Here is a 19,690-nt window from a genome sequence, read left to right on the forward strand (position 1 = left end):
CTACCACGACACGTTTACACAGACGGGATTAAATGTGTATCGACAGCGCCCCGAAGCACGGAGTAACGGCCGCTCGAGGCGCTACACTTATCAGCGTGGTCGAAACACCTTCTGGCAATGGTCGAGAAGACGATCGACCGCGTCGGCGTCGTCGGCGCGGGAACGATGGGCAGCGGTATCGCACAGGTTGCCGCCACGCACGGCTACGACGTCGTGATGCGGGACATCGAGCGGGAGTTCGTCGACAGCGGGTTCGACACCATCGACGACAGTCTCGGCCGTCTCGAGGGACGTGACGCCCTCGAGGAAGACCCGGACACCATTCGGGGCCGAATCGACGGCACGACGAGTCTCGACGATCTCGCGGACTGCGACATCGTGGTCGAGGCGGCCCTCGAGAAGCTCGACGTGAAACGGGAGATCTTCGCGGATCTCGAGGACGTCTGCGACGAGGACTGCGTGCTCGCGACGAACACGAGCACGCTCTCGATCACTTCGATCGCCGCCGACCTCGACGCGCCGAATCGCGTGATCGGCCTGCACTTCATGAATCCCGTCCCGATCATGGAAGGCGTCGAGGTCGTCGTCGGCGAGAAGACCGACCCGGATATCGTCGAGTTTGCTCACGAGTTCGCGGAGGCTCTCGAGAAGACGACCTGGGAGGCCGACGACAAGCCCGGCTTCGTCACGAACCGGATCCTGATGCCCTGGATCAACGAGGGGATCCGCGCGTTCGACGAGGGCGTCGCCACGAAGGAAGACATCGACGCGGGCATGGAACTCGGCACGAACGTCCCGATGGGGCCGCTGACGCTCGCGGACCACATCGGCCTGGACATCTGTCTGCACGCGACCGAGACGCTGTACGAGGAACTCGGCGACCGCTACAAGCCCGCCTACCTCCTCAAGCGGAAGGTCGAAGCGGGAGACCTCGGGAAGAAGACCGGAACCGGATTCTACGAATACGAGTAACGCTCTCGCCGATCGAGGGCGAACGACCGCGAGCCGTCCTACCGCTTCAGGTGCCGGGCGATGATCTTCTTCTGGATCTCGGAGGTGCCCTCGTAGATCGTCGTGATCTTCGCGTCGCGGTAGTAGCGCTCCACGTCGAAGTCCTTCGTGTAGCCGTAGCCGCCGTGGATCTGGACTGCCTCACTCGCCACGTCGACCGCCGTCTCGCTGGCGAAGTACTTCGCCATCGCCGCCGCCTTCGGGGCGACGCCGCCCTCGTTTTGGCGGGCGGCGTCGCGAGTGAGCAGGCGGGCCGCCTGCACGTTCGTCTGCATATCGGCGAGTTTGTGCCCGATCGCCTGGTGTTCGACGATCGACTTGCCGAACTGCTCGCGGTCGTGCGCGTAGGCGATCGAGTCGTCGAGCGCCGCCTGCGCGACGCCGACCGCCTGACTCGCGATCGCGACCCGGCCGCCGGTCAGGATCGAGAACGCGGAGCTGAGACCCTCTCCAACCTCGGTCAGTCGGTTCTCTGCCGGAATGCGAACGTCGTCGAAGATGAGCGTCGTCGTGTCGCTCGCGCGCAGGCCGAGTTTGTCCTCCTTCTTGCCGACCTCGAGACCCTCGACGTCTTTCGGCACGAGGAACTGGGTGACGCTGTCGGGGTCGTCGCGGTCGGTCTTGGCGAAGAGGATGACGACGCCCGCGCGCTCGCCGTTCGTGATCCACTGTTTCTTGCCGTTGATGACGTACTCGTCGCCGTCTCGAGTAGCTTCGGTCGACAGTTCGGCGGGGTTCGAGCCGGCGTGCGGTTCCGACAGCGCGAACGCGCCGACCGGCCGGCCCGACACCATCTCGGGAAGCCACTCCTCACGGTGCTCGTCGGACCCGAACTGGCGGATGCACGAGGTCGCGAGACAGTGGACCGACAGGGCCGTCGCGACGGCGAGGTGGCCGTACGCGAGCTCCTCGTTGACGATACTGTACGTGAGCGTGTCGACGTCGAGCCCGCCGTACTCTTCGGGAACCGTCAGGCCCGTCAGATCGAGCTCCGCGAGCCCATCCCAGACGTCTTCCGGAAATGTCTGGTTCGCGTCGGCCTCGTCGACGTCGGTTCCGACTTCGTTCGCGACGAACTCCTGTACCGTGTTTCGGATGAGCTCCTGTTCGTCTGTCAGCGTCATTACTCCCTTCTTCTCGAGGCTGCTACTAAAGTGTGTGACTCGACGGCCGAGAGACGCGCACGTCGACGGCGCGCCTCGAGCAGTCCCGCCGCGGAGACGACGCAGCCGACGAGAATCGAGTGAACAGAATAGTTAACCGGTATCGTTCCGAACCGGTGGCACACATGGACGACTACGAGAACCTGACCGTCGACCGGAGCGACGGCGTGGCGACGGTAACGCTCGACAGCGCGGCCGGCCGGAACGCGCTGACCCTCGAGATGGCGAACGAACTGGTGTCGGTCGCGACGACGCTGGGCGAGGACGCGGACGTTCGGTGTATCGTGCTGACCCACGAGGGCGACTTCTTCGGTGCGGGCGCCGATCTCTCCCGGTTCTCCGGCGACGAGTCCGACGCACCGCTGCTCCGCGAACTGGCCGGCCGCGCCCACGAGGCGATCGTCCAGTTCCACCGGACCGAGACGCCGGTCGTCGGGGGAATCGACGGCGTCGCCGCCGGGATCGGCTTCAGCCTCGCGCTCATGCCCGACCTGGTCGTCCTCGGCGAGGGCGCGACCCTCAAATTCGCCTACCCCGGAATCGGACTGACCGGCGACGGCGGTTCCACCTTCTTCCTGCCGCGACTCGTCGGGCTTCGAACCGCGAAGGAGATCGTCCTCCGGGACGAGCCGATCGCCCCCGACGAGGCCGTCGAGATGGGACTCGCGAACGAAGCCGTCCCCAGCGAGGCGTTCGACGATCGACTCGAGACCGTCGCGGCCGACATCGCCTCCGGCCCGACCCAGGCCCTCGGAGCGACGACCCGGCTGTTGACCGACAGCTACGATCGGAGCCTCGAGTCCCAACTCGCTGCGGAAGCAGACGTCATTGCGGGAGCGACGCGGACGGAAGACTACGAGCGAGGTCTCGGCGCGTTCTTCGGCGACGGCGATCCCGAGTTCGTCGGTCGGTAACGAGCCCGCGCCGCGGAATGATTTATGAGACCGAGTCGCAAACAGGTGGGTATGCATCTCGGCCTGGTAATTCCGCGAACCGGCGCACACGACCCGACCGACCTCGCGATCGACGCCGAAGCGCGGGGGTACGACTCCGTCTGGATGGGCGAACTCTGGGGAACGAGCTCCGTCGTCAAACTCTCGGAGATCGCCGCTCGCACCGACAGCGTCGAAATCGGTACGGCGATCGTGAACGTCTTCTCGCGGACGCCGGCCGTGCTCGCCATGACCGCGGCGACGATCGACGACGTGTCGGACGGACGGGCATCCTTCGGCGTCGGGACGAGTACGCCGACGGCCGTCGAAAACGTCCACGGAATGCCGTTCGAACGGCCCGTTCGCCGGTCTCACGAGACCATCGAAATCGTCCAGGAGATCCTGACGGGCGACGAACCCGTCGAGTACGAGGGCGAACTGCTCGAGGTGAACGGCGTTCCACCCGTCGACAGGGACGTGCCGATCTATCACGCGGCGCTCGGGCCGGCGAATCGGCGGGTCGTCGGCCGGCTCTGTGACGGCTGGATGCCGCACAACATCCCGTTCTCGGCGCTCGACGAGGCGTTCGAGGTCGTCGAGGAAACGGCTCGAGAGGCGGGTCGCGATCCGGACGGGATCACGATCGCGCCGTACGTCCCCGCCGCTGTGAGCGACGACGCCGACGAGGCCTACGACGCCGTTCGCGGACACATCGCCTACTACGCCGGCAGCGCCGACGGCTACCGGAACGCGGTCGGGACCCGGTTCCCCGACCGAGCCGAGCGCATCGCCGACGCGTGGGGGGCCGGCGACCGCGGGGAGGCCGCCGGGCTCGTGACGGACGAGATGGTCCACGATCTGGGTGTCGCCGGGACGCCGTCGGACGCCCGAGAGCAACTTCGCGAACTCGTCGACGAAACCGCGATCGATCGGCCGCTGCTGACGATCCCGGAACAGGCCGCCGACGATCTCGCCGAGGGAACGATCGAGGCGCTCGCGCCGGTTTCGGACTCGTAATCGATCGGCCGCGAGTCGCCGACGGCGGTCGAACCGACCTCACACGTAATCTAAGTTCACCTGCGTTACGTTCGCCGCCCGCCGGACGATGTCCGCGATTTCGTCCCGGCGCGTCTCGTCGATTCGGCTCTGCGGTCCGCAGACGCAAATCGCGCCGCGCACCCGATCGTTCTTGTCGAAGATCGGAGCGGCGATGCACACCATTCCCGCGATCCGCTCGCCTTCGTCGATCGCGTACCCCTGCTGACGGATCTCCTCGAGTTGGTCGAACAGGACGTCGGAGTCGGTGATCGTCCGAGACGTCAGTTCGACGAGTCCGTGTCGGTCGATGATTTCCTCGACGCGGTCGGTTGGCATGGAGGCGAGCATCGCTTTCCCCGGAGCCACCGCATGTAACGGCATCCGCGCACCCGGATACGCGAACAGATTGACCGCATCCGAGCCCTCCTGGACGGCGAGGATGACCGCCTGATCCTCCTCCTCGATGAAGAGCGTCGCGTGTTCGTCGGTCTCGTCGGCTACGGTCTCGAGTTCGTCGCGAACGGCCTTGAAAACCTCCAGACGGTGTCGTTGGCGATGACCGACCTCCAGAAATCGCGTCGTCGTCTGGTACTCTTTGTCCTCCATCCGTACGTATTCCGTTTCGACGAGGGTCTGCAGGTGATCGTGAACCGTACTCACCGGCATATCGACGCGCTCTGCCAGTTCGGAGACTCGCCCCCCACCGTTCTCCGCGAGTTCGTCGACGAGTGCGAACGCCCGTTCGACCGACCGGTTCGATGTCCGTGTCATACTGACCGACCACTATCGCCACCCACAGAAGTGTTTCGGCTCTGCCGGATATGTTTTCGAGATGAATGGCGTTCGATTCGTCCTCGTTGTCACAGAAAACGACGTCGAAGGCGTTCGACCGTCGAGAAGGCCGAGTAGTGGGCCAGAAAGTAGAGGTTTTCTCGAGCGTGTCTTGTTAACAGTACACTATACCCGGAGACGACGCTTTCGGAAGAGCCGGATCTCCTTTCATCGAATATATTGTATTAACACCATATTATTGGGCGACCGGCCAGAACGGAAGCCGATCCACCATCCGAGGCCGGGAGCGCGGACGTACGGAGCGATGGTCCGATATTCCGCCGTCGGACGCACCGAAGCACCACGTGAATCGCTCCCAAACTAGTTCCGATAGAGTCGGAACAGGTTTCGCGGAAACTGTGAGAGAAAGCGTCAACTAGCGTACCGGCAGGGCTCGCTACGCCCATATCCGGTGTCGAACGGTTTCCGAGACGCTCGGAACGAGCGCTGAACTCCGATAGATGCGCAGAGTCGGGTGGACAGACTCGTCCTGAACGAATATATTACAAGGGTACATTTGTAATCATCCCGAAGTCGAGAAATGTCCACGACCGTGTCGCGGGCGGTATCGATCGCCTGTACGCCGACGGCAACACGACGACGGGCGGAACGGGATCCAATCATAGTCGCGATGGTAAGAGCCGATCTACATTCGGCCGCCCGACGATGACGGCCGTCGAACGGCGGGAGCGAGGGTTAGTACTCGAGACCCGTAAGCAGTCTGAAGACGAGTGTATACACCCGTGCAGCCGTAAAACCAGATTGCGATGGACGGTATTCGCGGTGTTCGGTGTACTGGAAGCAGTATCCGAGTACTGTATCGAAACGGGTTCGTGTAATGGAGCGCTCACTCGCCACCCGGTAATAAACAATATTTAATTTATTATTCGGAGTGTCGTCCCACGCTATCGAATTGAAGTGTTAGTGAATGAGCGAGAAAACTCCCATGTCCAAATGGTAACACGCTTTTGGAAGAGATTGTATTATATTACACAATATCTGCCATATACAGGCTATTTCAGAAGTAATCCAGTCCCGGTCTGGACATCCCATCTAGTGTGAGAGGATATTGATGGTGATTCCAGTCTCGGCACCTATATGGCGCGTATAGGCGCATTAGCAGCAGTATTTCAGTGCACGATAGCTAAAACAGCGCGGATAGAGTCGATAACTCAGAGTCTGCGATCGGGACCGGTAATGACTACCTGACCCCAAAATAAATATAAGTTTAGTTTATTTATTGCGGTGCGTATCATAGCGTGCATAGCTGTTCGACACAGTACGCGAGTAGAACGACGAATCGACGGTCGATATTCTGCCTGGAGCTGCTACGCCGATCCCGACATCGTTCAGATTAGTTGGTTCCAGCAGTCTGTAGCTCTGCAGCCACGTTTCGGCGGTTGCTGGATCGGCGTTTCTGAAGCAGTTTTCAAACCGGGATGTACGCCGTGTTATCTCTTGAATGAAACGTTTGACTGTGTCCGATTTTCAGGTTTTTCGTATCGAAATCAGAACCCGTGGTTGTGGAGTGCAGCGTCGAGCTACGGTGCTGAGTCGACGAGAAATACGGCATCGTCGATGTCGTCTTTCTGTTCGAGTACACTCGGGAACATCTCGGTAAGTGCGGTTGTACGCGCTGAATAGCGCCGTACATGGAGAGGTTCGTTGGTCTTCGGATCGACAGCAGCACACGGCCAGTAACGCTGATTGTCGAGTTGGATCGCGGTTTCGTCGAGTGCAACGTGGTCCGGCTGTTTTCCAACTGTCGGCTGTAGATCTGCGTTCTGCACCCAATTATGGATCGTCGATCTCGCCCGTTTGACACCGAATGTCTCCAAAAGAGAAACAGTATCCGAAAGTGATAGTTCCGCCAGATGGAGCACCTCATTCCTTCAAACGGTAATCTGAACAGCGCCGTCCACTGGGACGAAAGATTTAGTTCCGTCCGCTCGTAGTAGTGGGTATGGATAAAGGACAGAACAGCGGTGGGCTGATGTCCAGTGCCGGACTCGTCCGGTACTTCGACTCGGAGGACTCGAACTCGATCAAGATCGATCCCAAGACGGTCATCGCGACCGGTGTCATGATCGGCGTACTGGTCCAGCTGCTGACGTTCGTCGCGTAACCGACCAGCCCTCGTTCTCACACCCAACCGAGGCCCGCGAGGAGCGGCTATTCCGTGCGACGATACCGTTCGTGGTCGCGCGTACAGTCAAACTACATATAAGCCAATAGTGCGTATCGGACGTATGAACGACTCTATCGGACTTCTTCCGGATTCGACCCGACTCGGTCGGACGGCACTGACCGTCGGTGACGAGGCGGCGGTGATCGACTTCTATCGAGATATCGTCGGACTCGAGGAACTCACGCGGGAGGCAGCGACGACGACGCTCGGCGTCGACGGCACGCCGCTGCTCGAGTGCCGACACGAGGCGGATGCGGACCCGCGTCCCGTGGACGCGACCGGCCTCTTTCACAACGCGTTCAGGGTCCCCAGCCGCGCGGCGCTGGGTGATGCGCTCGCTCGGATCCGCGACGGCTGGGAGCTTACCGGGGCGTCCGACCACGGCGTCAGCGAGGCGCTCTACTGTACCGACCCGGAGGGCAACGGCGTCGAGATTTACTGGGACCGACCGCGCGAAGACTGGCCGCACGACGACGACGGGAGCCTCCAGATCGGCTCGTGGCCGCTCGACCTCGAGTCGCTTGCGGCGGCCGCGAACGGCGATCCGGTCGCGACGGCCCCTTCGGGGACCGCACTCGGTCACGTCCACCTCGAGGTGTCGTCGCTCGACGCCGCCCGGGAGTTCTACGTGAACACCCTCGGGTTCGACGTAACGGATACGGCACCGTCGGCGCTGTTCGTCGCCGCGGGCGGCTACCACCACCACCTGGGCCTGAACACCTGGCACCGCCGATCGGCCCCGGCGACGGCGGATCACCGCGGACTCGCGTGGTTCGAACTCGTCGTGCCCTCGAGCGACGCGCTCGAGACGATCCGCCGGCGACTCGCGGACGGTAACGTCCCGGTCGACGACCGCGAGGAGGGCTTCGAAATCACCGACCCTGACGGGATCGCCATTCGCCTCGCCGCCGAATCGTAACCGGGGACGCGACCTTTTTGACGCACCCATCCATAGGGCGGGACATGTCACTGACCGCTGGCGTCGTCGCCGTTCAGGGCGACGTCGAGGAACACGCGGCCGCCATCGAACGCGCGGCGCAGGCCCACGACCGCGAGGTCACCGTCCGCGAGATTCGCGACTCGGGGCTCGTCCCGGACTGCGACCTGCTCGCGATGCCCGGCGGCGAATCGACGACCATCTCCCGACTGCTCCACAGCGAGGGGATCGCCCCCGAAATCCGGGACCACGTCGCCGCCGGCAAACCGCTGCTCGCGACGTGTGCCGGGCTGATCGTCGCCTCGAGCGACGCGGGAGACGACCGGGTCGAGGAACTCGGGCTGCTCGACGTCGCGGTCGAGCGCAACGCCTTCGGCCGCCAGCGGGACAGTTTCGAGGGGGCGCTCGCGGTCGACGGCCTGGCCGACGACGAGCCGTATCCGGCGGTGTTCATCCGCGCACCCGCCATCGACGACGTGGGGAGCGGAAACGCCGAGGTACTCGCCTCGTGGGACGGCCGTCCCGTCGCGGTCAAGCAGGGGCCGGTCGTCGGGACCGCGTTCCACCCCGAACTGACCCCCGACAGTCGAATTCACGGGCTCGCGTTCTTCGAGAACGACGACGCGGCGGTGCCGAGCCTCGAGCGCGGGCAGTAGGCGTGCCGCTCGGAAACAGGAGGCGTCGTTCGGTGCTCGGGAGCCCGCCGATCGACGGCCGGCGATCGAGCAGTGAGGACGAGCCATCCCGCCGTCGGATCGGAGCCGCGACGGATCGAGACTTTATCTCGCGGCACCGCGTTGGGTGCAACGGAAATGGCGAGCGAATACGACGCGGTAGATTACCAGATACGCCCCGACGACGGCACCGTTCACAGCGCGTGGGACAACAGTCTCGAGCCGGTACGGACGATCGAGTCCGGCGACGTCGTCCGCTTTACGTGCAGAGACTCGACCGACGGACAGCTCGGCCCCGACTCGACGGTCGCCGACATCGCCGACCTCGACGTCAGCCGCGTCCACGCGCTGACCGGACCCGTCGCGGTCGATGGTGCCCAGCCGGGCGACGTCCTCGAGGTCGAACTGCTCGACCTCGAGCACGAGGGCTGGGGCCACTCGCTGATCCTCCCGAGCGAAGCGGAGCTCGGGCTCCTGTCGGACGAGTTCCCCGAACCGGACCTTCACGTCTGGGACCTCGAGGACGGCGTCGCACAGTTCGTCGACGGGATCGAGGTCCCGCTGGATCCGTTCCCCGGCGTAATCGGCGTCGCCCCAGACGAGGACGGCAGCCACGAGACGTTCCCGCCGCGGTCGGTTGGTGGGAACATGGACATCAAACAGCTCACGGCGGGATCGACGCTCTACCTCCCCGTCGCGGTCGACGAGGGACTGTTCAGCATCGGCGACTGCCACGCCGCTCAGGGGGACGGCGAGGTCTGCGGGACCGGCATCGAGGCGCCGATGACCGTCACGTGCCGGTTCGACCTGCGGTCGGATCTGTCGATCGAGCAGCCGCAGTTCGAAACCACGGGGCCGTTCACCCCGACCGGTCGAGACGAACCGATGTACGGAACGACCGGGATCGCCGACGACCTAATGGAGGCGACCAGAGCGGCCGTTCGGAACATGATCGATCACCTGCACGGCGAACGCGGACTCGGCCGGAGCGAAGCCTACATGCTGTGTTCGGCGGCCGTCGACCTGAAGATCAACGAAGCGGTCAACGCCCCGAACTGGGTCGTCTCCGCGTACCTGCCGGAGAGTATCTTCCCGGAAGCAAAGCGACGGCCGACGCGAGAGTGACGAGCCGGTTCGGAGGGACGCAGCGAGTCCGATCCGAGCGGTCGTGACGGACTCCGTCCGGGTTTCTCACCAGTGGTACGCATTTATCCGTCGGAGCCGTAGCAGTGGTATGACCCGGTACCGATCCACCGGGGCGTCGATCGCTCGCCGCGGCGAACTCGGACGACGATCGGCACTCGGGTATCGACGTGACGAACGTGGCTGCGAGCGAGTCGACCGTCTCGAGACGAGTCAGCGGTTTCTCGAACGGTCGGTGGAACGATGACGAACTCGCCAGCAGGGGGAGTTCACGACGACGAACCGGCCGACCCCGAGGAACACGAGTCGTCCGGAACACCGCCCGAGGATCTCGCTCGACGAGTGTTCGACGTGACCCCGGGCAGCACCGTCGTGGTCGATTCGACGGGGTCCATCGCCTTCGCAAACGACCGTACATCGGAGACGCTCGGACTCACGAACGAACGGCTCACCGGCGGCGCGTACGATCCGTCCGAGTGGAACATCTACGACGACGACGGGGCACCGATCCCTGCCGACGACCACCCCGTCACGCGCGTCTTCGAGTCCGGCGAACCGGCGTTCGGCTTCGAACACTGGATCGAACTCCCGGACGGCTCCGAGCGGTGGTTCTCGAGCAGCGCGTCACCCGTACTGGACGACGAGGGGACGGTCGAGTACGTCGTCGTCTCGTTCGAGGACGTGACGGCGTTGAAGCGGCGCGAGAAGCGGTTGACCAGCGACCACGTCCGACTGCTCGAGTACCGGGCCGACAAGTCGGCGGTCCCACCCTCCCTTCGCGTCGAGGACGACGAGAGGCGAATCGAAATCGACTCCGTCGTCCCGCTGCCGGACGGGACGACCGTCCAGTACATGGGGACGTCGGATCTCTCCGCGAGCGAGTTCGTGACCGCCGTCGAAGAGGTGCCACACTACGTCGACGCACGGTTACTCAGTTCGATCGACAACCACCATCGCGTCGAGGCCCACGCGGAATCAGAAACGGTGGCCCAAGTGTTCCCGTCCCTCGGCGGCCGGCCCCGCGACATCGTCATTGCTTCGGACGAAGTCAGGTTCCGCGGCGAGCTTCCGGGTGACGTGGATCCGCGGCTGGCTGCGGAGGGAATTCGGCGGTTCCACGACACAGTCGAACTGGTGTCCGAGGAACTCGTCTACTCGCCCCACCTCCTCTACGACGTCGTCGCCGACGCGCTCACCGACCGGCAGCTGGCCGCGCTCGACGCCGCCTACTTCGGCGGCTACTTCGACACGCCTCGAGCCAGCACCGGCGACGAATTAGCGAACCGGTTCGACGTCACGCGGCAGACCTTCAACCAGCACCTTCGGAAGGCACAGCGGACCGTCCTTCGCCACCTCTTCGAGAAGTCCGGTGCGGACGCACGCTGACTGGTCAGCGTGACCGCTTACTTCGATGTCCCCGATAAGAGGGCCAATGAATGATAACACGACTCTATCCGATTCACCTTCGTTCGAGTCGTTCGACGACGACAGTACGGGCTACGATCCCACCACGGGAACGTTCCACAGGCAGTTCGATGCAGATTCCGACACGATCATCGGCGCGATCGTCGAAAGCGTGGGGGCCGTCACGAACTGCGATCCGACCACGATGACCGCACTGTACGAGACGATCGATCCCGAAGCGCTCGCTACGCTCGTGCGGTCGAACCGGGACCGCCCCATCGAAGTGTCGTTTTCGTACGAAGGCTGCCAGGTGAGCGTTTCGAACCGCGGCACCGTCGTCGTCGAGCCACCGGAGCGGTGAGACCGACGGACCGACGCTAGCCGAGCACGGTCATCGAACGAGTCGACCGCGGTTCGGTGACCGCGTGCATGCATTCGCGACCGGACGTGTTTTCTCGCTCGCTCGCAAGGGTATCGATATGCAGGCATCCATCGACGCGGTTCGTGTCGCGGGGACCCCACAGGGGCCGGTGCCGGTGGTCGTCCTCGACGTCGACGGCGAAGAGGACGTCGTTCCGATCTTCATCGGCTTCAACGAGGCGACGAGCATCGCTCGCGGCCTCGAGGCCGAGGACATCGGCCGGCCGTTGACCCACGACCTCCTGCTCGACGTCATGGAGGAACTGGGCAGTCGGATCGACCGCATCGTCGTCAACGAGATCGAGGAGCGCGACGACGGGCAGGGCGGCACCTACATCGCCGACCTCCACCTCGAGACGCCGCGGGGCGAAACGATCATCGACGCCCGACCGAGCGACTCGCTCGCGCTGGCGGCCCGGACGAACGCCCCCATCGAGATCACCGACGACGTCTTCGAAGACGGCCGCGACGATAGCGAAAAGTTCGAGCAACTCGAGGATATTCGTAACGTATCAGGTGAGATGTAGATGGATCAGACGCTCGAAGAGTTGTTCGCCGTGATCGAGGATCGCAAGGAAACGCTGCCCGACGACTCCTATACCGCCTCGCTGTTCACCCACGAGAAAGGGGAAAACGAGGTACTCGAGAAACTCGGGGAGGAGACGACCGAACTCGTCCTGGCGGCCAAAGACGACGACCGCGACGAGATCGCGTACGAGGCCGCCGACATCGTCTACCACCTGCTCGTCCTCCTCTCGATGAAGGAGATGAGTCTCGAGGATCTCGAAGCGGAACTCGAGGCGCGGCGCTGAAGACGAAGACTCGAACCGCAGACGCTAACGCCGAGCGGGGCCGCCGGTTTCGTTTTCGCGGTCCGTCCCTCCACCGTCTGGGTTTCGCCCACCTCGGAGAGGATCGCCGATTCGATCAGTTCCTCGCCATCCGTCGTGTTCAGCCGTTTGGTCCGCCTCTCGATTGTCGTTAGCGGTCATCGTCCGACTACGCTACAGGGATTGGCAGAAACGGGGGACGTTACGACTATTCGGTTCGTTATCTTGACGCGGGCCGCGAGTAGCACGGTATTACCGATTGGACGGGCGATAGCTCGCGTTTCGATGGGGATCCGGGTGGGATGAATTGGTATCAGAGCAACGCTACACGTACGCCTCGAGCGCCGCGTACGCCTCCCGTGCCGCACGATCCGGTTCGTCGGGGTAGGTGTACAACTCGAGCGTCGCGAACCCGTCGTAGTCGATGTCGTCGAGCGCGTCGAAGATCGCCCGGAAGTCGAGATCGCCCTCGCCGGGGATGCGGTGGTAGTGTTTCCCGCGTCGGCCGCCGACGATGTCCTCGAGGTGGATGCCCGTGATCGAGCCGGCGCTGCGACGGATGCTTTCGGCGACGTCCTCGCCGTAAACCGCCGCGTGGCCGACGTCCAGATTGACCCCCAGTCCGTCCCGACCGAGGTCGTCGATCAACGCGAGCACCTCGTCGGTGTTCTCGATCAGCAGTTCGGGTTCGTACTCGATGCCGACCGCGACGTCGCGACTCTCGGCGTAGTCGAGGATCTCGTGGAGCGACTCGCGGAGGTACTCCCGGGCCGCCTCGGGCATCGTTCCCGGCAGGGGACGCCCCGTCGCGAGACAGACCGCGGGCGCGTTGACCGTCTCCGCGATGTCGATCGCGCGCTTCGTGTACTCGACGCGCCACTCGCGGGCGTCGTCGTCGGCGCGGATCACGCTCGGTTCGAAAAACGCCGACGGCGGCGCGTCGTCGTAGTAGCCCATCGCGGTGTTCGCGTTGATATTCGATACCGCGAGATCGGCGACCTCGAGCGCCTCGCGGAGCGACTCGCGATCCGCGTCCGCGAAGTCGGGGAAGTAGGCGTGTGGCTCGTCGCCGAGGAGTTCGACGCCGGCGTAGCCGCAGTCGGCGATGCGGCGAACCGCGTCCGGGAGCGAGTGCTGCGTGTACGCGTTCGTCGAAAAGGCGAGTTCGACCATGGGTTCGGAGACGTATACCGTCGAGTCACTAATCCGTTGGCCACGAATCGGTCGTTAACGCGACTCGTGCGGAGCGGAGACGCCCTAACTCGAGGTTAGGACGTGAAACGAACGGCCAGAGCGAGATTGTCCGTGGAACGGTTTGCTCGATTTATCAAACTGACACGACCACCTCCGTGCGGGCGAGTCACACAGCGACGCCGGACCGAGCTAGCGGAGCGCTACTCGAACGCGGGTACATCCGCTGTCGGCGGATGTAGATTCTGTCCAGGCCTCGTCCATTCGTTTCACGATACACTGAGCATGAGTTACCCAAACGACACGGTACGCGGCGTACACGAATCCGGAATCGGGAGTCAATCGCGACGGACGATCCTTCGAGCCCTCGCGGCCTCGGGATCTGCGGCCGCACTCGGCGGCGTCGCGAGCGCACAGGAAGACGAGGAGACGGGCGAGGAGGAGGCGGAGGAAGCCGATTTCGAGGGCGTCCCCGTCGCCGGCGAGTTCCCGGAAGGGGAGACCGTCGGCCTCCAACTGGTCGCGGAGAACCTGCCGGCACCGACCGACCTCGACTACGTCGAAGTAGACGGCGAGGTCCACCACTTCCTCGTCACGCAGACGGGGCAGGTGTTCGTCACCAACCTCGGCGAGCAACCGGAGGAAGCCGACGGCGGACCCGAGGAGGACGGAGCGCCAGACGAGGCAGTCGACGAGGAGGAAGACGGTCCAGTCGCGGCGGACGACGCCGAAGGTGAACTCGACGAAGACGGCGCCGAAGGAGAGTCCGTCGAAGCCGACAACGAGACGGGCGTCGCCGACCCGAACAACGAAACGGGCGTCGCCGACCCGGACAACGAAACGGACGTCGCCGAAGCCGAGGAGGGCAGTCTGATACAGGAGGAAAACGAGACCGGCGAGCCACCCGAAGCCGACGAGGGCAACGAGACCGCCGATCCCAACGAAGGCGTCGTCGCTGACGATGACGGTGAGGACACGATGGACCAGCCGGCAGAGGGCGAACCGCAGGAGTTCCTCTTCAACGGCGTCGTCACGGCCTGGTTCGGCATGGGTCCGGACGAGATCGACGGCGAGGAGAACCCGACGCTCGAGCTGGCCGCCGGCGAGACCTACCGGTTCACCTGGGAGAACGGCGACGGCCAGCCGCACAACGTCGTCATCCTCGACGCCAACGACGACATCCTCGAGCGGACGGAGATCGTCCGGGAGGCGGGCGAAACCCAGACCCTCGAGTTCGAAGCGACCGAGGAGATGGACCGCTACGTCTGTGAGGTCCACCCCGGGACGATGTCGGGCAGTATTCAGGTTGAGGGGGAAGCGGCCGAGGACGCCGGCGACGCGACGTCGCTGACCCCGGACGACATGGAGCTGTTCCTCGACATCGAGGATCAGCTCGTCACCCTCGGTATCGGCGAACTCGGCGGCTACGACGAGCGCGGGCTGCTCGGCATCGCGTTCCATCCGGAGTACGCGGAGAACGGCCGCTTCTACGTCCGGTACAGCGCGCCGGAACGCGACGGACTCGGCTACAACCACACCGACGTGCTCGCCGAGTTCCAGGCCGAAGACGACCTGACGAGCGTGAATCCCGACTCCGAGCGGACCATCATGGAGATCCCGCAGCCACAGGACAACCACAACGGCGGTCGGCTGGCCTTCGGTCCCGACGGCTACCTCTACACTTCGGTCGGCGACGGCGGCAACGTCCACGACATCGGCGTCGGCCACGTCGACGACTGGTACGACGAGAACGAGGGCGGCAACGCCCAGAACACGACGGAGAACCCGCTCGGCGGGATCCACCGGATCGACGTCGACGCGGAGGAGGAGGCCGAGTTCGGCGAGTACGGCGTTCCCGACGACAACCCGCTCGTCGACTCGGACGAAGACATCGACTCCTACTGGGCCTGGGGCTTTCGCAACCCGTGGGGCATGTCGATCGACGACGGCGGGCAGGTGTTCGTCTCCGACGCCGGACAGCATCACATCGAGTCCGTCTACACCGTCGACGAGGGCGGCAACTACAGCTGGAACGTCAAGGAGGGCTCGTTCTGCTTCAGTCCGGAGTTCCCGCTCGAGGCCGCCGCCGAGTGTCCCGACGAGGTCGAAGGGGACGTCAGCGAGGCGCGAGCGGGCGAGCCGCTGCGGGACCCGATCGCCGAGTACCAGCACACCCGCGTGTCGGAGGCGTTCATCGACAGTTCGGTCGTCGTCGGCGGCCACCGCTACGCGGGCGACACGATACCCGAACTCGAGGGTGAGTTCGTGTTCGGCAACTGGAGCAGCCAGGGCGTCGCCGAGGCCGACGGCGAGGTGCTGGTGGCGGTCGATCCGGCCGGCGACGGCGCCGACGAGGACGAGGTGGACGCGGAGGAGCAAGACGAAGGGGCACTCGAGGACGAAGCCGAGGCGAACGAAACCGAGAACGAAGCCGAGGCGAACGACACCGAGGACGGAGTCGAGGCGAACACCACCGAGGAAGCCAGTCTGATTCAGGAGGCGGACGACGAAGGCGCCGATCCGGACGAAAACGAGACGGAAGACGACGCGGGACTCGAGGACGACGCCGACGCGGGCGACGACCTCGTCGAGGTCGACGAGGGCTGGGACCTCGAGGAACTGCAGTTCGAGGGCGCCGACGACGAGTCGCTCAATCGGTACGTCTACGGCGTCGAACGCGACGAGAACGGCGAACTGTACGTCCTCGCGAACACCGACTTCCGACCGGACCCCGAGACGGGCGAGGTCTACCGGATCGTGCCGGCGGAAGAGGGCGAGGAGATTCCTGCGCCCGAGGACCCGTTCGTCGTCGACGAAGAGGAGATGGAGGAAGAGGCCCCCGAAGCGGAGGCGCCGGACGGCGCGGACGAAGAGGGCGAGGAGTTCCCCGAGGGCGAAGACGACCCCGGGGCAGACGAGGAACTACCCGACGACAACGCGACGGCGGACCCTGACGGCCCCGACAACGACACGTCAGCGGCCCCCGACGATGCTGACGAAGCGGCGGAACCGGGGCCGCAGGAAGCCGACGACTGACTCCGGCAGGCCGTTCGATGCGGTCTGTTTTCGCGAGCGGTCCGTTTTCACGTCTCACGTCACGTCGAACGCGCGCGAGAGCACGACCGCCGGCGCGAGAAATACCCCTGCAGCGACGGCCCACCCGGGTCCGGCCGCGGCGGCGAACGCGGCGTCGAGCAGAACGAGTCCGAGGACGCAGGCCCCGACCGCCGGCCCGACGGTTCCCGGAACGGGATCGGCGTAGGCGCTCCGCAGCGGGCGGCCGACCCACCGGACGAACGCGCCGGCGAACGCGACGGCCGCGACAGTCCCGAAGGGCGTCGGCCTCACACTCGCGAGGTACCACGCGAGAACGACGAGCGCGGCGACGACACCCCCGATGGCGACGCCGACGGCGCCCCGGTTTCCGCCCTCGGTCTCTCGAGCGGCCATCGACGTGACCGCGGCGATGTAAACGACCACGGCGGCGGGAACGACGACCGTCGCGAGAGCCAGTTCGAGGACGACGAATCCGGCGGCGGTCGTCCCCAGGACGACGTTCAGTCCTCGCGTCGTTCCCATCGCGAGAAAGCCCGCCGACGTTCCCTTGAGCGCGCCGTCGTAGGCGACGATCGCGGCGGCGATCAGCCCGGCTACGACGGCACCCGGACCGCCCGTCGCGACGAAGGCGCCGACGATGCCGAGGAGCAGCAAGCCGAAGCCGATGGTGAACGCCGAGTCCCTCGAGACGCGCCCCGACGGAACCGGGCGTTCGGGGCGCTCGCGGGCGTCGACGGGGGCGTCGAAGGCGTCGTTGAGCGTGGTTCCGCCGGCGTAGAGGAGCACGGAGGCGACCGCGAGCCCGGCGACGGACGCCGGACGCGGCTCGAGACCGGCGGCCGAGAGCAGCGCGGCGCCGAGGATCACGTCCGGCGGCGCGGTGAAGAGGTTCGGGACGCGGACCAACTGCGCGTACGCCGCGATCGACGACCGAGAGCCACCGTCTGCGGTCCGCTCTTCGACCGAGTCGGCCTCGGGTCCGGGCAGCCGCCCGCTCTCTTCGTCTACGTCCGCGCCGCCGGCCACCCTACGCCCACCCGCGTTCCTCGAGGTAGGTCATCGCCTCTCGGGCCGTTTCGATCGGCGTCTCCTCGTAGGGATAGAGTTCGACGGTGACGAAGCCGTCGTAGTTCCGGTCGTCGAGTTCGCCGAGGAAGGCGTCGATGTCCATCGCGCCGTCCCCGAGTTGCGTGTGTTCGTGGGTTCTGTCGGCCGGGATATCCTCGAGGTGGTAGTGGGACGTGTGCTCCCAGAGCGGGTCGACCAGTTCGGCCGGATCCTCGCCGACGCAGTAGAAGTGTCCGGCGTCGAAGTTGCACTTCACTCGATCCGAATCGACGCGCTCGAGCAGCGCGAGGAACTCCTCGGAGGTTTCGATCAGCAGGTCGGGCTCGGGTTCGACGAGGAGGTCGACCCCGACCGTCTCGGCGCGGTCGGCGACCTCCGCGAGGCTCTCGACGAACGTGTCCATCGCCCACTCCCGCGATTTCTCGTCGGGGATCGGTCCGCCGGGTTCGATCGAGATGTACGGAATCTCGAGGTCGGCCGCGGTCTCGAGCGCCGCCAGCGTGTAGTCGATCCGCTCGCGGCGGTACTCCTCGTCCGGTTCGACGTAGGAGGGGTGGTGAAAGCCCTCGATCGCGGTGAGCATGAACGCGTTGCCGTTGCTGATGGCGATATCGTTGTCCGCGAGGCTCTTCCGGACGGAGTCGACGTCGTCGTCCGTCGCGGTCGGCGGATACAGGTGCGGTTCGTCGAACAGGAGTTCGACGCCGTCGTAGCCCGCCTCGGCGATGGCGTCGATCGACTCCTCGAGTCCGTACTCTCGGAACGCGTTAGTGGAGAAACCGAACTGCATGGCTCAGGCCTCGTACTCGAAGTTCGGCGACTGGTCGAAGAAGTCGTAGGGGTTCTCGAAGACCACCTTGCGGACCTCCTCGCGGTCCCAGCCGCGGTCGAGCATCTCGTCGCGCGCTTCGGGCACCGCGAGCGGATCCGAGGGGTCCCAGTCGGCCGCGCTGTTGAAGATCATGTTGTCGGTGCCGTACTCCTCGAGCAGGTCGATCGCGGACGAGGCTTCGATCTTGCCGGGGTAGAGGGTGAAGCCGATCCAGCAGTCCGTCCGCGTGGAGATATCGATCGTGTTCTCCGTGTTGTGATCGATGATGATCCGCTCCTGCGTGACGTCCATCTCCTCGATGATCTCGACGATCCGTTCGGTGCCCGACGGTTTGTCGGTGTGCGGGGTGTGGACGATGACCGGCAACTCGCGCTCCTCGGCGATCTCGAGTTGGCGGCGGAACGCCCACTCCTCGTCGTCGGTGACCTGATCGAAACCGATCTCGCCGACGCCGACGACGGGGTCGCGGTCGAGGTACTCCGGAATGCGGTCGACGACCTCCTCGGCCATCTCGCGGTAGTTCGCCTCCTTCGGCTCCAGACCGATCGTCACGTAGTGGTCCATGCCCGCCGCGCGCTCCGCGCGGTCGGTCTCGTGTTCGATGATCTGCTCGAAGTAGTCGAAAAACGAGCCCGCGTTGTGTTTGTCCTGACCGCTCCAGAACGCGGGTTCGATGCAGCACTCGATTCCCGCCCGCCGCGCTCGCTTGTAGTCGTCCGCGGAGCGCGAGACCATGTGCATGTGCGGGTCGATAATTCGCATACCCACACTGCGACGAGTGGATACCTTGGCGATGGCGTTCGTTCGATCGCACAACACGGGATTGTCCCCGGATCGCGGCCTCCCAGAGCTGCCGGAAAACGGTGGGAAAGCGTGCCAATATCCCGTTACCGTCGCTACGGCGGGCATAACAAAACTCGTTCGGTGACGAACCCCTTCGAGATGAACGGTCTCGAACGAGCGACGACGGA

At 64.7% G+C, this 19,690-nt stretch carries 18 protein-coding genes; 12 read left to right on the top strand and 6 right to left on the bottom strand.

The features are described from left to right. The first annotated feature begins 117 nt into the window (after positions 1-117). Complete coding sequence (locus ACSFC7_RS01780; protein ID WP_436346057.1) at positions 118-972, top strand: 3-hydroxyacyl-CoA dehydrogenase family protein; 855 nt, start codon at positions 118-120, stop codon at positions 970-972. A 38-nt stretch (positions 973-1,010) separates the two neighbouring features. Here ACSFC7_RS01780 and ACSFC7_RS01785 read toward each other — a convergent pair whose 3' ends face one another. Next, positions 1,011-2,135 carry an acyl-CoA dehydrogenase family protein gene (locus tag ACSFC7_RS01785; RefSeq protein WP_436346058.1) on the bottom strand — a complete coding sequence of 375 codons (1,125 nt, stop codon included), beginning with the start codon at positions 2,133-2,135 and terminating at the stop codon, positions 1,011-1,013. A 164-nt stretch (positions 2,136-2,299) separates the two neighbouring features. Here ACSFC7_RS01785 and ACSFC7_RS01790 point away from each other — a divergent pair, with 164 nt between their 5' ends. Together ACSFC7_RS01790 and ACSFC7_RS01795 are read left to right on the top strand one after the other, a co-directional pair. After that, the gene (locus tag ACSFC7_RS01790; protein ID WP_436346059.1) at positions 2,300-3,088 is read left to right on the top strand and encodes an enoyl-CoA hydratase/isomerase family protein; all 789 of its coding nucleotides are present in this window, start codon (positions 2,300-2,302) and stop codon (positions 3,086-3,088) included. A 51-nt stretch (positions 3,089-3,139) separates the two neighbouring features. Beyond that, entirely contained in the window at positions 3,140-4,123 is a 984-nt protein-coding gene (locus ACSFC7_RS01795; protein WP_436346060.1) for an LLM class flavin-dependent oxidoreductase, read from the top strand. Between the two features lie 39 nt (positions 4,124-4,162). Here the strand turns inward: ACSFC7_RS01795 and ACSFC7_RS01800 are convergent, their stop codons facing one another. Then, positions 4,163-4,915: an IclR family transcriptional regulator gene (locus ACSFC7_RS01800; RefSeq protein WP_436346061.1), complete on the bottom strand. Its 753-nt coding sequence runs from the start codon at positions 4,913-4,915 to the stop codon at positions 4,163-4,165. 2,023 nt (positions 4,916-6,938) lie between these two features. Here ACSFC7_RS01800 and ACSFC7_RS01805 point away from each other — a divergent pair. From ACSFC7_RS01805 to hisE, 8 genes are all read left to right on the top strand, one after another. After that, positions 6,939-7,100 carry a preprotein translocase subunit Sec61beta gene (locus ACSFC7_RS01805; protein ID WP_436346062.1) on the top strand — a complete coding sequence of 54 codons (162 nt, stop codon included), beginning with the start codon at positions 6,939-6,941 and terminating at the stop codon, positions 7,098-7,100. Between the two features lie 124 nt (positions 7,101-7,224). Beyond that, the gene (locus tag ACSFC7_RS01810) at positions 7,225-8,082 is read left to right on the top strand and encodes a VOC family protein (RefSeq protein ID WP_436346063.1); all 858 of its coding nucleotides are present in this window, start codon (positions 7,225-7,227) and stop codon (positions 8,080-8,082) included. A gap of 44 nt (positions 8,083-8,126) precedes the next feature. Then, on the top strand, positions 8,127-8,756 hold the full coding sequence (gene pdxT, locus ACSFC7_RS01815) for a pyridoxal 5'-phosphate synthase glutaminase subunit PdxT (RefSeq protein WP_436346064.1): 630 nt from the start codon (positions 8,127-8,129) through the stop codon (positions 8,754-8,756). 156 nt (positions 8,757-8,912) lie between these two features. Beyond that, positions 8,913-9,899, top strand: a complete 987-nt coding sequence (locus ACSFC7_RS01820; protein WP_436346065.1) for an acetamidase/formamidase family protein — start codon at positions 8,913-8,915, stop codon at positions 9,897-9,899. 261 nt (positions 9,900-10,160) lie between these two features. Next, the gene (locus ACSFC7_RS01825) at positions 10,161-11,303 is read left to right on the top strand and encodes a bacterio-opsin activator domain-containing protein (protein ID WP_436346066.1); all 1,143 of its coding nucleotides are present in this window, start codon (positions 10,161-10,163) and stop codon (positions 11,301-11,303) included. Positions 11,304-11,349: 46 nt separating this feature from the next. Beyond that, positions 11,350-11,682: a HalOD1 output domain-containing protein gene (locus ACSFC7_RS01830; protein WP_436346067.1), complete on the top strand. Its 333-nt coding sequence runs from the start codon at positions 11,350-11,352 to the stop codon at positions 11,680-11,682. A 118-nt stretch (positions 11,683-11,800) separates the two neighbouring features. Continuing rightward, positions 11,801-12,268, top strand: coding sequence for a bifunctional nuclease family protein (locus ACSFC7_RS01835; RefSeq protein WP_436346068.1), 468 nt, complete (start codon positions 11,801-11,803; stop codon positions 12,266-12,268). Beyond that, positions 12,269-12,553 carry a phosphoribosyl-ATP diphosphatase gene (hisE, locus tag ACSFC7_RS01840; protein ID WP_436346069.1) on the top strand — a complete coding sequence of 95 codons (285 nt, stop codon included), beginning with the start codon at positions 12,269-12,271 and terminating at the stop codon, positions 12,551-12,553. It begins immediately after the preceding gene. Positions 12,554-12,895: 342 nt separating this feature from the next. Here hisE and ACSFC7_RS01845 read toward each other — a convergent pair whose 3' ends face one another. After that, positions 12,896-13,744: a sugar phosphate isomerase/epimerase family protein gene (locus ACSFC7_RS01845; RefSeq protein WP_436346070.1), complete on the bottom strand. Its 849-nt coding sequence runs from the start codon at positions 13,742-13,744 to the stop codon at positions 12,896-12,898. Positions 13,745-14,047: 303 nt separating this feature from the next. Here ACSFC7_RS01845 and ACSFC7_RS01850 point away from each other — a divergent pair, with 303 nt between their 5' ends. Then, entirely contained in the window at positions 14,048-16,798 is a 2,751-nt protein-coding gene (locus ACSFC7_RS01850) for a PQQ-dependent sugar dehydrogenase (protein ID WP_436346071.1), read from the top strand. A gap of 54 nt (positions 16,799-16,852) precedes the next feature. On the opposite strand, the gene ACSFC7_RS01855 is transcribed toward ACSFC7_RS01850, so the two are convergent. From ACSFC7_RS01855 to ACSFC7_RS01865, 3 genes are read right to left on the bottom strand one after another with little or no spacing between them, the layout of a single operon-like run. Continuing rightward, positions 16,853-17,806 (bottom strand): UbiA family prenyltransferase, encoded by a 954-nt coding sequence (locus tag ACSFC7_RS01855; RefSeq protein ID WP_436348044.1) that lies wholly within the window; start codon positions 17,804-17,806, stop codon positions 16,853-16,855. Between the two features lie 40 nt (positions 17,807-17,846). After that, positions 17,847-18,677, bottom strand: a complete 831-nt coding sequence (locus tag ACSFC7_RS01860; protein WP_436346072.1) for a sugar phosphate isomerase/epimerase family protein — start codon at positions 18,675-18,677, stop codon at positions 17,847-17,849. Positions 18,678-18,680: 3 nt separating this feature from the next. Then, positions 18,681-19,481 carry a TatD family hydrolase gene (locus ACSFC7_RS01865; RefSeq protein WP_436346073.1) on the bottom strand — a complete coding sequence of 267 codons (801 nt, stop codon included), beginning with the start codon at positions 19,479-19,481 and terminating at the stop codon, positions 18,681-18,683. Between the last annotated feature and the right edge of the window lie 209 nt (positions 19,482-19,690).

This window comes from Natronorubrum halobium, from assembly GCF_051351675.1.
Lineage (GTDB): Archaea > Halobacteriota > Halobacteria > Halobacteriales > Natrialbaceae > Natronorubrum.

What these genes read in the sequence shown, in the direction of transcription:
- ACSFC7_RS01865 (WP_436346073.1), bottom strand. Translation starts at nt 19,481, where the DNA reads ATGCGAATTATCGACCCGCACATGCACATGGTCTCGCGCTCCGCGGAC.
- ACSFC7_RS01805 (WP_436346062.1), top strand. Translation starts at nt 6,939, where the DNA reads ATGGATAAAGGACAGAACAGCGGTGGGCTGATGTCCAGTGCCGGACTC.
- ACSFC7_RS01780 (WP_436346057.1), top strand. Translation starts at nt 118, where the DNA reads ATGGTCGAGAAGACGATCGACCGCGTCGGCGTCGTCGGCGCGGGAACG.
- ACSFC7_RS01850 (WP_436346071.1), top strand. Translation starts at nt 14,048, where the DNA reads ATGAGTTACCCAAACGACACGGTACGCGGCGTACACGAATCCGGAATC.
- ACSFC7_RS01795 (WP_436346060.1), top strand. Translation starts at nt 3,140, where the DNA reads ATGCATCTCGGCCTGGTAATTCCGCGAACCGGCGCACACGACCCGACC.
- ACSFC7_RS01790 (WP_436346059.1), top strand. Translation starts at nt 2,300, where the DNA reads ATGGACGACTACGAGAACCTGACCGTCGACCGGAGCGACGGCGTGGCG.
- ACSFC7_RS01810 (WP_436346063.1), top strand. Translation starts at nt 7,225, where the DNA reads ATGAACGACTCTATCGGACTTCTTCCGGATTCGACCCGACTCGGTCGG.
- ACSFC7_RS01825 (WP_436346066.1), top strand. Translation starts at nt 10,161, where the DNA reads ATGACGAACTCGCCAGCAGGGGGAGTTCACGACGACGAACCGGCCGAC.
- ACSFC7_RS01860 (WP_436346072.1), bottom strand. Translation starts at nt 18,677, where the DNA reads ATGCAGTTCGGTTTCTCCACTAACGCGTTCCGAGAGTACGGACTCGAG.
- pdxT (WP_436346064.1), top strand. Translation starts at nt 8,127, where the DNA reads ATGTCACTGACCGCTGGCGTCGTCGCCGTTCAGGGCGACGTCGAGGAA.
- ACSFC7_RS01800 (WP_436346061.1), bottom strand. Translation starts at nt 4,915, where the DNA reads ATGACACGGACATCGAACCGGTCGGTCGAACGGGCGTTCGCACTCGTC.
- ACSFC7_RS01830 (WP_436346067.1), top strand. Translation starts at nt 11,350, where the DNA reads ATGAATGATAACACGACTCTATCCGATTCACCTTCGTTCGAGTCGTTC.
- ACSFC7_RS01845 (WP_436346070.1), bottom strand. Translation starts at nt 13,744, where the DNA reads ATGGTCGAACTCGCCTTTTCGACGAACGCGTACACGCAGCACTCGCTC.
- hisE (WP_436346069.1), top strand. Translation starts at nt 12,269, where the DNA reads ATGGATCAGACGCTCGAAGAGTTGTTCGCCGTGATCGAGGATCGCAAG.
- ACSFC7_RS01835 (WP_436346068.1), top strand. Translation starts at nt 11,801, where the DNA reads ATGCAGGCATCCATCGACGCGGTTCGTGTCGCGGGGACCCCACAGGGG.
- ACSFC7_RS01820 (WP_436346065.1), top strand. Translation starts at nt 8,913, where the DNA reads ATGGCGAGCGAATACGACGCGGTAGATTACCAGATACGCCCCGACGAC.
- ACSFC7_RS01785 (WP_436346058.1), bottom strand. Translation starts at nt 2,135, where the DNA reads ATGACGCTGACAGACGAACAGGAGCTCATCCGAAACACGGTACAGGAG.